General features: G+C 33.5%; 15 protein-coding genes. 9 read left to right on the top strand and 6 right to left on the bottom strand.

Translation table 11 applies throughout. The features are described from left to right. Window positions 1-3 precede the first annotated feature (3 nt). Together H0I26_RS08825 and H0I26_RS08820 are read right to left on the bottom strand one after the other, a co-directional pair. Complete coding sequence (locus tag H0I26_RS08825) at window positions 4-546, bottom strand: YfiT family bacillithiol transferase (protein ID WP_218701892.1); 543 nt, start codon at window positions 544-546, stop codon at window positions 4-6. Window positions 547-639: 93 nt separating this feature from the next. After that, entirely contained in the window at window positions 640-1572 is a 933-nt protein-coding gene (locus H0I26_RS08820) for a peptidylprolyl isomerase (RefSeq protein ID WP_218701891.1), read from the bottom strand. Window positions 1573-1701: 129 nt separating this feature from the next. Here H0I26_RS08820 and H0I26_RS08815 point away from each other — a divergent pair, with 129 nt between their 5' ends. Continuing rightward, window positions 1702-2172 (top strand): hypothetical protein, encoded by a 471-nt coding sequence (locus H0I26_RS08815; protein ID WP_218701890.1) that lies wholly within the window; start codon window positions 1702-1704, stop codon window positions 2170-2172. A 52-nt stretch (window positions 2173-2224) separates the two neighbouring features. Here H0I26_RS08815 and H0I26_RS08810 read toward each other — a convergent pair whose 3' ends face one another. Next, window positions 2225-4417, bottom strand: coding sequence for an ATP-dependent DNA helicase RecQ (locus tag H0I26_RS08810; protein ID WP_101017958.1), 2193 nt, complete (start codon window positions 4415-4417; stop codon window positions 2225-2227). A 202-nt stretch (window positions 4418-4619) separates the two neighbouring features. On the opposite strand from H0I26_RS08810, the gene H0I26_RS08805 reads away from it, so the two are divergent. The 6 genes from H0I26_RS08805 (at window position 4620) to H0I26_RS08780 (ending at window position 8836) form a co-directional block, all read left to right on the top strand. After that, complete coding sequence (locus H0I26_RS08805) at window positions 4620-5585, top strand: SIS domain-containing protein (protein WP_136581921.1); 966 nt, start codon at window positions 4620-4622, stop codon at window positions 5583-5585. Then, a complete protein-coding gene (gene tatC / locus H0I26_RS08800; RefSeq protein WP_218701889.1) occupies window positions 5585-6421 on the top strand; it encodes a twin-arginine translocase subunit TatC in 837 nt (278 codons plus the stop codon). Before H0I26_RS08805 ends, tatC begins: the two co-directional genes overlap by 1 nt. Then, window positions 6405-6767 carry a carboxymuconolactone decarboxylase family protein gene (locus H0I26_RS08795; RefSeq protein ID WP_101017955.1) on the top strand — a complete coding sequence of 121 codons (363 nt, stop codon included), beginning with the start codon at window positions 6405-6407 and terminating at the stop codon, window positions 6765-6767. The genes tatC and H0I26_RS08795 overlap by 17 nt, the downstream gene beginning before the upstream one ends. 75 nt (window positions 6768-6842) lie before the next feature. Continuing rightward, a complete protein-coding gene (lptB, locus tag H0I26_RS08790) occupies window positions 6843-7583 on the top strand; it encodes an LPS export ABC transporter ATP-binding protein (protein WP_101017954.1) in 741 nt (246 codons plus the stop codon). Window positions 7584-7754: 171 nt separating this feature from the next. Beyond that, window positions 7755-8615 carry an SPFH domain-containing protein gene (locus tag H0I26_RS08785; protein WP_218701888.1) on the top strand — a complete coding sequence of 287 codons (861 nt, stop codon included), beginning with the start codon at window positions 7755-7757 and terminating at the stop codon, window positions 8613-8615. A 44-nt stretch (window positions 8616-8659) separates the two neighbouring features. Next, on the top strand, window positions 8660-8836 hold the full coding sequence (locus tag H0I26_RS08780) for an Arc family DNA-binding protein (RefSeq protein ID WP_218701887.1): 177 nt from the start codon (window positions 8660-8662) through the stop codon (window positions 8834-8836). On the opposite strand, the gene H0I26_RS08775 is transcribed toward H0I26_RS08780, so the two are convergent. Continuing rightward, the gene (locus H0I26_RS08775) at window positions 8833-9660 is read right to left on the bottom strand and encodes a TerC family protein (protein WP_218701886.1); all 828 of its coding nucleotides are present in this window, start codon (window positions 9658-9660) and stop codon (window positions 8833-8835) included. The genes H0I26_RS08780 and H0I26_RS08775 overlap by 4 nt on opposite strands. Before the next feature lie 27 nt (window positions 9661-9687). Then, a complete protein-coding gene (locus H0I26_RS08770; protein WP_218701885.1) occupies window positions 9688-10437 on the bottom strand; it encodes a CDP-alcohol phosphatidyltransferase family protein in 750 nt (249 codons plus the stop codon). Between the two features lie 206 nt (window positions 10438-10643). Here H0I26_RS08770 and H0I26_RS08765 point away from each other — a divergent pair, with 206 nt between their 5' ends. Continuing rightward, the gene (locus H0I26_RS08765; protein WP_218702062.1) at window positions 10644-11630 is read left to right on the top strand and encodes a PorV/PorQ family protein; all 987 of its coding nucleotides are present in this window, start codon (window positions 10644-10646) and stop codon (window positions 11628-11630) included. A gap of 14 nt (window positions 11631-11644) precedes the next feature. Then, complete coding sequence (locus H0I26_RS08760) at window positions 11645-12820, top strand: DUF4105 domain-containing protein (protein ID WP_218701884.1); 1176 nt, start codon at window positions 11645-11647, stop codon at window positions 12818-12820. Window positions 12821-12948: 128 nt separating this feature from the next. Here H0I26_RS08760 and H0I26_RS08755 read toward each other — a convergent pair whose 3' ends face one another. Further along, complete coding sequence (locus H0I26_RS08755; RefSeq protein WP_218701883.1) at window positions 12949-14343, bottom strand: exopolysaccharide biosynthesis polyprenyl glycosylphosphotransferase; 1395 nt, start codon at window positions 14341-14343, stop codon at window positions 12949-12951. Between the last annotated feature and the right edge of the window lie 33 nt (window positions 14344-14376).

The following is a 14376-nucleotide window of genomic DNA, read 5'->3' as shown; positions in this document are numbered from 1 at the left end:
ATTTTAAGCCCAACCTTCACGTTTGACTAAAGCTTCGATATGTGCATAATGATGATTACTATGCCAAGCATAAATACCCACATTTTTATTTAAACCAACAGTCTCCTGACTCTCTGGGTGAATAAATGTACGTTGTAACTGCTCTATACTTAATCCTTTTAAATAATAGACTAGTTTAGCATGTACCGCTTTAATATGTAATAAAGAGATCGCTATTGGCTGATTGTAATCATGTTGTGCAGCCCAAGTATTTTCGTCGTAAGCTTTTATAAGCGGATTATCTTCCGTCATAGCCCATTTAAAACGAATGTAACTATGATGATGACTATCGGCCACATGATGCACAACTTGTCTGACAGTCCAACCGTCTGGTCTGTAAGCAGTATCTAATTGTTTATCAGTCAGATGACTTACTAATTGTTCTAAACGATTAGGAAAATGTTCTAAAATAGAAATCCATGCCTCAATAGTGGAAGCGGATATCAGTGTGGGACAATCAAATGGTCCTATTGGATATTTTAATACATTTAGCGCTTGGTCTGTCATGTTGTAAATATAAATCAAAAAACCTCACAGATTTAAAAAAACTGTGAGGTTTATATTTAAAATGCTCTTGATTAAAAATCAATAGCAGAGGGTTTAGTTTACTGCAACTAACTCTACGTCAAAAATAAGTACAGCATCTGGTGGAATTGCTCCGCCTGCTCCTCTTGATCCATAACCTAAGTCTGAAGGTATTACAAAACGGGCTTTATCACCAACATGTAATAACTGAATACCTTCATCCCAACCAGAAATAACTTGACCTACTCCTACTTGAAAATCTAAAGGTTGATTACGTTTGTAAGAACTATCAAATACAGTTCCGTCTGCTAATTGTCCTTTATAGTGTACAGAGACTTGATTTCCTTTTTCTGCTTTTTTACCAGATCCTTTTTGGATAATTTGGTAACGTAAACCGCTTGCTGTTTCTTCAAAACCTGCCGCTAATTTATCTAATTCTGCACTTTTAGCTTCACGCTCTGCAGCAATACGTTTTTCTCTTGCGCCTTCAAATGTTCTAAACGCTTCAATAGCATTAAAGTTTTCTGCATCAGCACCAACTCTAACAATTTCTAGAGTATCAATATGATCGCCTTGCCCAATAGCATCAACAACATCTTGTCCTTTAACAACATTTCCAAAAACGGTATGATTACCATCTAACCAATCTGTAGCAACGTGTGTAATAAAAAACTGACTTCCGTTAGTACCAGGTCCAGAGTTAGCCATACTTAAAATACCAGGTCCACTGTGTTTTAAATCAGGATGAAACTCGTCATCAAACTTATATCCTGGATCTCCAGTTCCTGTACCTTGTGGGCAACCACCTTGTACCATAAAATTATCTATTACTCTGTGAAATTTTAAACCATCATAATAAGGTGTCCCTTGAGGTTTAACAGAGTTTTCCATATTCCCTTCTGCTAAAGCAACAAAGTTACCAACTGTTCCAGGAGTCTTTTCAAATTCTAAAGCGACTAAAATTTCGCCTTTATTCGTATTAAATTTTGCGTATAAACCGTCTTGCATTGCATTGTTTTTTAATGAACTGCAAAGATATAAAGAAGTTAAAAGTTATTAGCGATGCGTGATGGTTTTTTTTAATTGAATCCTATTCTGATAAATTGTATTAGATTTGAGCAAGAATAAAAAGCAATTATGGGTGTATTTAGTAAACTATTTGGAGGAAACAACAGTAATAAAGAAGATAATGCGGTACGTAACGCTAATTATATTGAAACTATTTTAAAACATAGTGAAGACGAACCTTTAGGTGTAGGAGATCAAAATGTTATTTATGCTGGTTACAATGAGCTTGGTGGTTACTATTATTTACAGACTTATATTGTTGGAAAACTAAATACCAAAACCAAAACTGGTGCGACTTTATTAATAGCAGGTGACGATTATAATTTGAGTTTGAAATCTGATATGGACGAAATAGAGTCTGATCCTATTGATATATTTAAAGGCAATTCCACTAGAATCGATTTTGAAATAGAAAAAGACACTGTTGAAAAAATCAAACGATCCACTATCAAAAGTATTACGCTTAACTTTAAAAAAGATAATTTAGTATTTACGCCTCTTGTAGCTACTGAAAATAGTGTAGAAGACAAAAACATCTAATAACGTAAGTCATTAGATGTTTTTATTACTTCTATTTATTTAGATATCGCCTTTAGTTTGCGACTTCGCTTATAAATTTAATACGATACAAACGTAATTCTTCATCATCATAATCACCATCAAATTCGTCTATAGCAACGTCTATCTTATCGGTTTCTGATTCCATAAAATAATCATGAATTTCTTCCTGTTGGTCTTCATCTAAAATATCATTTATCCAATAATCAATATTTAGTTTTGTACCAGAAAAAACAATAGCTTCCATTTCTTTTATAAAAGCGGGCATTTCCATCCCTTTTGCAGAAGAAATATCTGTTAGAGGTAATTTTCTATCTACATTTTGTATGATATACAATTTAAGTGCAGAGTTACTACCTGTCGATTTAACAACTAAATCATCCGGTCTTGTTATGTCATTATCTTCGACATATTGTGCAATTAAATTAACAAAATCCTTACCGTATTTTTTAGCTTTACCTTCTCCTACACCATGTACATTAGATAATTCTACTACCGATACGGGATATTTTAATGCCATATCTTCTAAAGAAGGATCTTGAAAGATAACAAATGGTGGGACGCCTAATTTTTTAGCATTAGATTTTCTTAAATCTTTAAGCATGGACATCAGCGCCTCATCTACAACTGCTCCTGTTCCACTTTGTGCTGTGATAATAGAGTTATCCGTAGCATCACCAAATTGGTGATCTTTAGTCATCATAAAAGATTCAGGTGTTTCAATGTAACCACGTCCTTTTTCTGTTATTTTAATAACGCCATACGTTTCTATATCCTTTTTTAAGAACACAGCGACTAAAGCTTGACGCGTTAAAGCCATCCAATACGACTTGTCTTTATCTTTTCCTTTACCAAAAAAGGGTTGTGTATCTGTTTTATGCGACGCAATCAAAGCATTGGTTTTTCCTGTAATAACACTCACAAGATCTTTTGCTTTATATTTTTCGTTCGTGGCATCCACTATTTCTAAGAGTAATTTCACATCCTCTTTTGCTTCCTGCTTTTCTTTTGGATGACGCATATTGTCGTCCATTTCTCCACCTTCGCCTGTAGCATTGTCAAAAGCTTCTCCAAAATAATGCAATATAAATTTACGTCGCGATATTGAAGTTTCCGCGAAAGCGACCACCTCTTGCAGTAATGCTTGACCAATTTCTTGCTCCGCTACCGGTTTACCCGACATAAACTTTTCTAGTTTTTCGATATCCTTGTACGCGTAATAGGCTAAACAATGCCCTTCTCCTCCATCACGTCCAGCACGTCCAGTTTCTTGATAATAACTTTCTATACTTTTAGGGATGTCATGATGAATTACAAAACGCACATCTGGTTTGTCAATCCCCATTCCAAAAGCAATGGTAGCAACAACAACATCAATATCTTCCATCAAAAACATGTCTTGATGATTAGAGCGTTTTTTAGCATCTAATCCCGCATGATAGGGTACAGCTTTGACACCATTAACTTGTAAGACTTGTGCTAACTCTTCCACACGTTTTCTACTTAAACAATAGATAATCCCTGATTTACCTTCATTTTGCTTTACAAAACGGATAATATCAGCATCCACGGTTTTGGTTTTTGGACGTATTTCGTAATATAAATTTGGTCTATTAAAGGACGCTTTAAACGTATTAGCATCATTCATCCCTAAGTTTTTCAAGATGTCTTCTTGCACTTTAGGTGTCGCAGTTGCTGTTAATCCAATTATAGGGATATCATCGCCTATACGTCTTATAATAGATCTTAGATTACGGTATTCCGGTCTAAAGTCATGCCCCCATTCACTAATACAATGGGCTTCGTCCACCGCCATAAAAGAGATTTTTACAGTTCGTAAAAATTCAACGTTCTCTTCTTTAGTTAAAGATTCTGGAGCGACGTACAACAGTTTAGTAATACCGTTGGTAATGTCCTCTTTAACTTGTTTAACTTCTGTCTTGTTTAGAGATGAATTTAATACATGTGCAACACCATGTTGATCAGAGATACCACGAATGGCATCCACCTGATTTTTCATTAGTGCAATTAAAGGTGACACTACAATAGCAGTGCCCTCTTGCATTAATGCCGGTAACTGGTAGCATAAACTTTTACCACCACCCGTTGGCATGATCACAAATGTATTTTCTTGTTTTGTAATACTTTGTATAACCTGTTCTTGGAGTCCTTTAAACTCGTCAAAACCAAAGTATTTTTTTAGTGCAGAATGCAAATCGCTTTTCACTAGTATAACTTATGTATTAAATTAATTATTCATCCTTATTTACTCACATATGGCTAACAAATAAAATCTTGCTCAAAATTTAATTTCCCTCTCTATTTTTTCGCTAAATTTGTTGCCAATATAATTCTTCAAAACAGAAAACGTTTTTCAGAATAAAACTAAAGATAGTAAAATCTTTATAAACCAAAAAAAATTAAACACATTGAAAACAAAAGCGTCCATTATTAGTAGTGCCAAAGAAACTATTAAATTAGAAGGACAGTCTATATTAAATCTGTCTAATTTAATTGATAATGACTTTGCTGAAGCAGTGGAATTAATTTATAATTCTAAAGGTCGTGTCATAATTACAGGTATTGGAAAAAGTGCCATAATAGCAACAAAGATAGTAGCTACGCTAAACTCGACAGGAACGCCTGCTGTATTTATGCACGCTGCAGATGCGATACATGGTGACTTAGGATTGATACTCCATGACGACGTTGTCATCTGTATTTCTAAAAGCGGAAATACACCCGAAATTAAAGTTTTAGTCCCTTTAATAAAAAATGCAAAAAATAAAATGATTGCCATAACTGGTAATAAAGATTCGTTTTTAGGCCAACAAGCCGATTTTGTTTTAAATGCATTTGTAGAAAAAGAAGCCTGTCCAAATAACCTAGCCCCGACCACTAGTACGACCGCGCAATTAGTTTTGGGAGATGCACTGGCTGTCAGCTTATTAGAAATCAGAGGGTTTTCTAGTACAGATTTCGCTAAATACCATCCTGGTGGCGCTTTAGGAAAAAAATTATATTTAAGAGTACATGATATTTCTTCTGTTAATCAAAAACCAGAAGTTACTTTAGACACGAACATCAAACAGGTTATTATTGAAATTTCCGAAAAAATGTTAGGTGTCACTGCCGTTACAGAAAATAATAAAATTGTAGGTATTATTACAGATGGTGATTTACGTCGTATGTTAAGTAAAGTGGATAATTTTACTAGCTTAACGGCGAAGGATATTATGAGTCCAAATCCTAAACGTATTGAAGAACAAGCTATGGCTATTGATGCTATGGAAGTTATTGAAACGTATGGTATATCTCAATTATTAGTAGAAAATGATGGTAAATACGCAGGTGTTGTGCACGTCCATGATTTAATTAGAGAAGGTATTTTATAATGGCGAAAAAAAATATAAATGAGATGTCCTTTTTAGATCATCTTGAAGATTTAAGGTGGCATTTAATTAGGATTGTATCTGCTGTTGTTCTTTGTGGATTGGTAGCGTTCTGTTTTCCAAGCATTTTGTTTGACAGCATTTTATTTGCACCCCAGAAAATGGATTTCCCAACGTACCAATCGTTGTGTGAAATGTCTCAATTTTTCGGATTCGAAGACATTAGCTTTTGTGCGGATGCCTTTCCATTTATCATCCAAAACCGTGAAATGGCAGGACAATTTTCAATACATATATGGACGTCCATTTACGCTGGATTTATTGTTGCCTTCCCGTATGTAATCTATCAACTATGGAAATTTATTAGTCCAGGATTAACTTCCAAAGAAAGAAGAACATCCACTGGTTTTATAGTAATATCTTCCCTCTTGTTTTTTATGGGTGTGTTATTTGGATATTATATTATAACCCCGTTATCTATCAACTTTTTAGGAACATACTCTGTAAGTGCAGAAGTATCAAACGAAATTGACATTTCCTCTTATATTGGTTTAATTAGAGCCTCTGTCTTAGCTTCCGGTATTATTTTTGAGCTACCTATATTAATATACTTTCTAACAAAAGTAGGTTTGGTTACGCCTCAATTTTTAAAAAAATATCGAAAATTCGCATTAGTTATTGTCTTAATTTTGTCGGCAGTAATTACACCTCCGGATGTAGCAAGTCAAATTATTGTAGCGATTCCTGTACTAGTTTTATACGAAGTTAGTATCCATATCTCTAGAATGGTAGTAAAAAAAGAAAATAAAAAAGAAAAAAAAGATGTCAGAACCAGTTAAAGAATTTAACGACTATCGCGAGAAAATGAATGATAAAATTCTAGGCGATAACAACAAAATAATCAAGCGTATTTTTAACCTTGATACCAATGCCTTTTCAGAAGGGGCTTTGGATGTTAAAACTAAAGAGTTATTAGGACTTGTAGCCTCTACAGTATTACGTTGCGATGACTGTATTAAATACCATTTAGAGTCTAGTTATAAACATGGTCTAACCAAAGAACAAGTTATGGAAACCTTGAGTATTGCAACATTAGTTGGTGGTACAATAGTAATACCTCATTTAAGACGTGCTTACGAGTTTTGGGAAGCTTTAGAAGCTCAAGATGTTATACAACAAGGTTAAACTTTAGATAAATTAGAACCACTCTTTTATAAGTCGTACTGAAATGCTTATTTTTAGCATAATTAAACACACCAAATGAAGCTTAGAGCCGAACATTTAATGAAGTCCTATAATGGACGTAAAGTAGTAAAAGACGTATCGCTTGAGGTTAGTCAAGGTGAAATTGTTGGGCTTTTAGGCCCTAATGGTGCCGGAAAGACAACTTCTTTTTATATGACGGTTGGTTTAGTAAAACCAAATGCTGGTAATATCTATTTAGACGATACTAACATTACGAACTATCCCATGTACAAACGTGCTCAAAACGGAATTGGTTACTTAGCACAAGAAGCTTCAGTGTTTAGAAAACTTAGTATTGAAGACAATATTTTAAGTGTTTTACAAATGACTAAACTAACTAAAAAAGAACAATTGCACCGCATGGAATCTTTAATTGAAGAGTTTAGTTTAGAACATATCAGAAAAAGTAGAGGTGATTTATTATCAGGGGGAGAACGTCGTCGTACAGAGATTGCACGTGCATTAGCGACCAATCCAAGTTTTATTTTATTGGATGAACCTTTTGCCGGAGTAGATCCTGTGGCTGTAGAAGACATACAACGTATTGTAGCACAATTAACCAAGAAGAACATTGGTATACTTATTACGGATCACAACGTACAAGAAACGTTAGCTATTACAGACCGTACATATCTTATGTTTGAAGGAAGTATCCTTAAAGCAGGAGAACCTGAAGAACTTGCAAATGACGAAATGGTACGTAAAGTATACTTAGGTCAGAATTTTGAATTACGTAAAAAGAAGATTAGAGAGTAAATTTAATCTCATAAATACAACACAAACAGCTATACTCTTAACTAAAGAGTGTAGCTGTTTTCTTTTGCTCTAAATCTAACATTTGTTTTTATTTTAAAATTAAATAGAATTCATATCTAAATTTTATATATCTTTATGATATCAAAATAATATCATACTAAATCACTAACTATGAATCAAGAAAAAGAAATCAATCCATTAAATGGCTATTTAATACTAGCCATAACTATTGCATTAATAGTCACTAGTATCTACCTACTAATTACAACAAAAAACCCGTTATACATATTTGGTTTAGTTGCAGCTATTATATTATTTAAAGGATTTGTATTAGTAAATCCTAACAACTCTAGAGTATTACTTTTATTCGGAAAGTACGTTGGAAGTATAAAATCTAATGGTCTGTTTTGGGTGAATCCATTATACAATAAAAAAGCAATTTCTTTACGTGCTAGTAATTTTGATAGCGAACGTTTAAAAGTAAACGACAAGCTAGGAAACCCAATTATGATTAGTACAATCTTAGTATGGCGCGTCACTAATACTTACAAAGCATCCTTTGATGTAGATAATTACGAAAACTTTGTAAAAGTACAAACCGATGCAGCCGTAAGAAAACTAGCTAGTATGTATCCTTATGATAATTTTGCAGACGAAGGTCATGTTGAAGATATCACCTTACGCTCAAGTGTAAATGAAGTTAGTGAAGCGCTTGAAAAAGAAATTGACGAACGTTTATCTATTGCAGGAATCGAAGTATTAGAAGCAAGAATTGGATATTTAGCATACGCGCAGGAAATAGCCAGTGCAATGCTTAAAAGACAGCAAGCAACCGCTATAGTTGCAGCACGTCATAAAATTGTAGAAGGTGCTGTAAGCATGGTCGAAATGGCTTTAGAAGAACTAGGTAAAAAGAATATTGTAGAGTTAGATGACGATCGTAAAGCTGCCATGGTTAGTAACCTAATGGTTATCCTTTGTGGAGATAAAGATGCATCTCCAGTATTAAATACAGGGACTTTAAACCAATAAGTAATACATTTGCATTACTCACAACACTTTAACTAATACTATAAATGGCTAAGAAAAAAGCTTTTGCATTACGTATAAATGAAGACATGATGAAAGCCATAGAAAAATGGGCTGCGGATGAGTTTCGCAGCACTAATGGTCAAATTGAATGGATGCTAAACCAGAGCCTAAAAAAAGCAAAACGCACCCCTAAAAAAAGAACACCTGATACTAACGATTAAATATCGTTAGTATCTTTTACTTTATTCCTTGAAGCATTCTCTGCTAAAATCTTCTTTTGATAACGTCCTTGTACAACATCTACAATAATTAAAATAACCAATACAAAATAAAACGTTGTTTTACTCATCGATTCAATAGGGTTTCCAAATAACTTTAAGTGTGCTAAATGCCCACCTTCTGTGACCAACATAATACCAACTATAAATAAGATAAATAACCCAAGGACCTCATACATTCTATTCTTAGCTAAAAACGAAGAAATTCGGTCTGCTAAAAACAACATTAATAACCCACTAATTACAATCGCAATAGCCATTACAATAAATGCAGACGTAGCGCTTTCAATTTCACTGGTTAAACCAATAGCTGCTAAAATAGAATCAAAAGAGAATACTAAATTCATGATAACAATACTTGTTACAACTGCATTAGCAGATTTACCGCGTGTACCGTCTCCTTCTATATCAGCATTTAAATCGTGGGCTCCAATCATGTGCCAAATTTCTTTAATAGCAGTATAAATAATAAAACCACCTCCAGCAAGGACTATTAAACTATGCCCATTAAAAGCAAAACTAGCAACACTACCTAACTCGCCTGTCATAAAAGAAAATGGTTCTTTAAAAAAGTCAATAATAGATACTAATACAAACAATAATATAATACGTAATACAATAGCAATTAAAATCCCGACTTTCCTAACACGTTTCTGATCCGCTTCAGGTGCTTTTTTTGATTCTAAAGAGATATATAAAAGGTTATCAAATCCTAAAACGGCTTGCAATAAGACAAGCATAAATAATGTGAAAATAATTTGTAACATGAGCTATAAATAGTTGATTTTATAAATTTAATTGATATTGTTAAATAAGGATAATAATATATACAGTATAATAATTGCTGGTATAGCTGCAAAATGCAACACGATTAAAAGTATAACACTTAAAATGATAAAGATGTAACGTACTGCATTGGACTTAAAACTCCAATTTTTAAATTTTAAGGCAAACAATTTTACTGGCGAATTTAAGATATAGCAACTCAATACCGTTAAGGCTATTAAAAACCATTGATTAAGTATAATACTATTAATTAAATCGTTGTTCTGAAACTCAAGAATTAAAGGTAAAGATAAAATCAACAAGGCATTTGCAGGTGTTGGTAAGCCTTTAAAGTAACTCTGTTGGTCTTCATCTATATTAAAACGTGCTAATCTGTAAGCAGACGCTAAAGTGACAAATAATCCAATAAATGGCAGTAAATTAAAATGGTAACCTGTCCAATTCATGGTTTCAGACCATTCATCAACAGAGGTAATCGCTCTACCATTACTCGCCAATTCTAGTAATTTAAAAACAACAATACCTGGTACTAATCCACTAGTAACCATATCTGCTAAGCTATCTAGCTGAAGTCCCAGTTCGCTTTGTACATTTAATTTTCTAGCCAATAATCCATCAAAAAAATCAAAGAAAATCCCTAGAAACACAAAAAATGCAGCAAAAACAAAATGGTTATTAACCGCAAATATTACGGCAACACTTCCGCAGAATAAATTAAGAAGTGTTATAAAGTTTGGTATAAAAGCTTTAATGTTCATCAGTTAGTTTTTTGTAAAAATAACAAAGTATTTTGTTCTATTCCAAACACTGAGCAATATAGTATTAAAATTGAAGTTTAATATATAGAAAAATTATAGCATCTTTGTAAAAAAAATTGAAATTGAAAGTACATTTACTAGCCTTTTTACTACTGTGCACAACATTTACCATCGCACAAACGACACGTAAATATTCAAATGAATTTATGAATATTGGTGTAGATGCTGCTGCTTTAGGTTTAAGTAATGCCACAGTTGCTAGATCTAATGATGTTAATTCTGGCTATTGGAACCCTGCTGGATTAGTGCACCTAGAAGACAACCAGTTAGCCTTAATGCACTCTAGTTATTTTGCAAACATTGCAAATTATGACTATGCCGCTTTCGCGATGCCTTTAGATGACAACAGCGCCTTCGGAATTTCTTTAATCCGTTTTGCTGTCGATGACATTTTAGACACGACACAACTTATTGACGAGCAAGGTAATGTTAATTACGATCGTATTAGTTTATTCTCTACCGCAGATTATGGGTTAACATTTTCATACGCTAGAGATTTACCTATCGAAGGATTAAGCTATGGTGTTAATGCCAAAATTATAAGACGTATTATTGGTGATTTCGCCTCAAGCTGGGGATTTGGCTTAGATGCTGCCATTCAATTTGAAAGTAAAAATAATTGGAAGTTTGGTATTATGGCGCGTGATATAACGACAACCTTTAATGCTTGGACTATTAATGAAGACGAATTTGCCAAAGTACAAAATGCAGTAGAAGGCCAAAACCAAGACTTACCAGAAACAACAGAAATTACGATTCCTAAATTACAAATAGGTGTTGCTAAATTATACCGCTTTCATTACGACTATACTTTGGAGGCCGAGTTAGACTTAAACGTCAGATTTGAACAAAATAATGATGTGATATCAACCACTTTTGCAAGTATCAATCCTGCTCTAGGCTTTGAATTTGGCTATGTAGATATGATTTATTTAAGAACAGGTGTTGGTAATTTTCAAAACGAATTACAGATAGACAATTCTGAAGATTTAACATTTCAACCTAGCTTTGGTGTGGGGTTTAAATATAAAGGCATCCAAGTAGATTATGCTTTTACGGATATTGGAGACCAAAGTGTCGCACTATATTCTAATGTGTTTTCGTTAAAACTAGACTTTAGTGTTTTTAGATAAGTTATCTTTGTAACATGATAAAAGCTTTACAATTTTTCTTTTTATTTACAATGGCTACTGGTTTTTCTCAAAGCTTACCATTGTCTCAAGATGCAACAGTTAGTGTTATTACTATTGGCCCAGGAAGCAACCTAAATGATGCTTTTGGCCACAATGCTATTAGAGTAAAATCTAGATTTTCTGATATTACTTATGACTTTGGACGCTATGATTTTGATGCCCCTGGGTTCTATTTAAACTTTGCCAGAGGAAAACTAAACTACCTACAAGGCAAATCAAATTACAATCATTTTATTGCCATTTACCGCAATGAAAACCGAACGATAAAAGAACAACAATTACAACTTACTACTGCTGAGAAGCAAAACTTATACGATTACTTAGAAACCAATTACAAAAACAATCAAGGCGCTTATTTATATGATTTTTTCTATGATAATTGTGCAACTAAAATCAGAGATGCTATTGAGACAACCTTGGCTGGCAACTTAATATACAACTTACCTGACCATTACAAAGAGCAGACCTTTAGACAGTTAATTGATGCTAATTTAAATTGGAATACATGGGGTAGTTTTGGTATTGATATTGCTTTAGGCTCTATTATAGATCGCACAGCAACGCCAAGAGAGCAACTCTTTTTACCAGAATATGTTAATCAAAATTTTGAGACAGCGACCTTAAAAGATTCTAGTCAAAAATTAGTGGTAAACTCTAAAACGATTTATACAAAAAAAGGAGATAATGAAAATAAGACCAGCTCGTTTTTAACCAGTCCTTTGCTAGTCATGATACTAGTTGGAGGGTTCATTATTTTCATAACTTTTAAAGACTTCAAAAACAAAGTACGCTCTAAATGGTTAGACCTAGCACTATTTATAACCACTGGTGTGATTGGTGTCTTATTATTTCTACTATGGTTTGCTACAGATCACACAGGAACAGCATACAATTACAATGTCTTATGGGCTTTTCCTTTAAGTCTATTTTGTGTCTTACAAATTGTAAAAACCGTTCCTAAAAAATGGTTTATAGCCTATATTAAGTTCTCTATCTTAATGTTATGCTTACTAGTTATGCATTGGACTATTGGCGTGCAACGCTTTGCTCCTGCTTTAATCCCGTTATTACTTGCTTTGTTGGTAAGATATATTTTTCTGTTAAAGCATTATAAGCTAGCAGCGGTTTAGTTTTTATACTAAAACTAGAAAGACGAGTTGAATTATCACGACCTATTGTTTGCTTTTGACTGTGTTTACTAGTTATGACAGATGGATATGCACAGCACGTATTGATTAAGTTAAAACAACAGAATAGCCTACTGTCCTCTAAAAAAGATCACCGTACTTAAGGTTTTGACAATGATATTAATGTCTAGTAAAAAACTACGATGCTTGATATAGTATAAGTCATACTGCAGTTTTAATAGACTATCATCCACACTAGATCCGTAACGTGCTTTGACTTGTGCCCAACCGGTAAGTCCAGGTTTTATAATATGCCTAGTTTCGTAAAACGGAATAACCTGAGACAATTCTTCAACAAAATAAGGGCGCTCAGGACGTGGTCCTATCAAACTCATATCGCCTTTAAGAATATTTATAAACTGTGGCATTTCATCCAATCTAGAAACCCGTAAAAATTTACCAAAAGCAGTAATACGACTATCATTTTTTGTGGCCCAAACCGCTTTATTAGTTTCGGCATTTTTAATCATAGTCCTGAATTTAAAAATCTGAAAGGGTACACCATTTTGCCCTACGCGCTCTTGTGAATAAAACAAAGGGCCTCTATTTCCAATCAAATTCCCTAGTAGTACTAAAGGTAAAATTAACAATCCAATCAAGACGCCAATACTAGCCAAAAGGACGTCAAATAAACGTCTATAGGTTAAATAGAGCTTGTTTTTATTATTTCGACTAAACGGAAAGTATTTATAAAAATCTTTACCTACAAACTGTACTGGCACACGATACGTAATATCCTCATACACTTGCGTGTATTCTTTTATAGGGAACCCTTTCTCCAAAAGCATTATTAAATCACTATAAATTGCAGGTGTAATATTTTCCGAATTATAACTAGCGATAACGACTTCCGAAATACTTTCCGCTTTTATAACGGTGTGCAAATCAGCGGGCTCATATTCCTGTAATCCGGTATATTTAATAGTTTCTTTCTTATCAATTTCACAATTAATAAACCCTATAATTTTGTAGTTAGGGTCTGCATTGGCAAACGCATCTACAATGGATTTAATATTTGACGTCTCTCCTACCAATAATACTTTTTTGAAAAATCTAGGGGACGAAATAAAAGTAATATAAGCCCATCTCCATAAGTATAAACCAAACAGAATAGCCAAATAAAAATAAAGGATTTGTAATCTATTTTCAGGTAAAGATGGCGTATAAAAAGGGGTCAACAAATAAAATAAGACGGTTACTGACGTGGTCGTTAAGACGGTTCCTAAAACACTATCTAATCGGCTAGACTTCTGTAAATCATATAATTCTAACACCGTACCAAATACCGAAATATAAAGCGCTAATACTAAAAACCATGCCCAATGCTTATCGTACACTCTAAAATAATCAAACTCAAAAAAAGTACTGACTAAATATAATGAGACACCAATAAATAGCAGGTCAAATAAGCGTAACAGAATTTTACGTTCAGAAATTTCAAAGTGAATACCACTGTTGTGACTCATTGTTGCTTAGTTGGAAGAATTATTTCAAATATA

This window comes from Olleya sp. HaHaR_3_96 (assembly GCF_019278545.1).
Classification (GTDB): Bacteria; Bacteroidota; Bacteroidia; order Flavobacteriales; family Flavobacteriaceae; genus Olleya.
This window is presented reverse-complemented; position numbering and strand designations above follow the sequence as displayed.

Coding starts and splice junctions, on each gene's coding strand:
- H0I26_RS08825 (WP_218701892.1), bottom strand. CDS start 546: ATGACAGACCAAGCGCTAAATGTATTAAAATATCCAATAGGACCATTT.
- H0I26_RS08820 (WP_218701891.1), bottom strand. CDS start 1,572: ATGCAAGACGGTTTATACGCAAAATTTAATACGAATAAAGGCGAAATT.
- H0I26_RS08815 (WP_218701890.1), top strand. CDS start 1,702: ATGGGTGTATTTAGTAAACTATTTGGAGGAAACAACAGTAATAAAGAA.
- tatC (WP_218701889.1), top strand. CDS start 5,585: ATGGCGAAAAAAAATATAAATGAGATGTCCTTTTTAGATCATCTTGAA.
- H0I26_RS08795 (WP_101017955.1), top strand. CDS start 6,405: ATGTCAGAACCAGTTAAAGAATTTAACGACTATCGCGAGAAAATGAAT.
- lptB (WP_101017954.1), top strand. CDS start 6,843: ATGAAGCTTAGAGCCGAACATTTAATGAAGTCCTATAATGGACGTAAA.
- H0I26_RS08785 (WP_218701888.1), top strand. CDS start 7,755: ATGAATCAAGAAAAAGAAATCAATCCATTAAATGGCTATTTAATACTA.
- H0I26_RS08780 (WP_218701887.1), top strand. CDS start 8,660: ATGGCTAAGAAAAAAGCTTTTGCATTACGTATAAATGAAGACATGATG.
- H0I26_RS08775 (WP_218701886.1), bottom strand. CDS start 9,660: ATGTTACAAATTATTTTCACATTATTTATGCTTGTCTTATTGCAAGCC.
- H0I26_RS08770 (WP_218701885.1), bottom strand. CDS start 10,437: ATGAACATTAAAGCTTTTATACCAAACTTTATAACACTTCTTAATTTA.
- H0I26_RS08765 (WP_218702062.1), top strand. CDS start 10,644: ATGAATATTGGTGTAGATGCTGCTGCTTTAGGTTTAAGTAATGCCACA.
- H0I26_RS08760 (WP_218701884.1), top strand. CDS start 11,645: ATGATAAAAGCTTTACAATTTTTCTTTTTATTTACAATGGCTACTGGT.
- H0I26_RS08755 (WP_218701883.1), bottom strand. CDS start 14,343: ATGAGTCACAACAGTGGTATTCACTTTGAAATTTCTGAACGTAAAATT.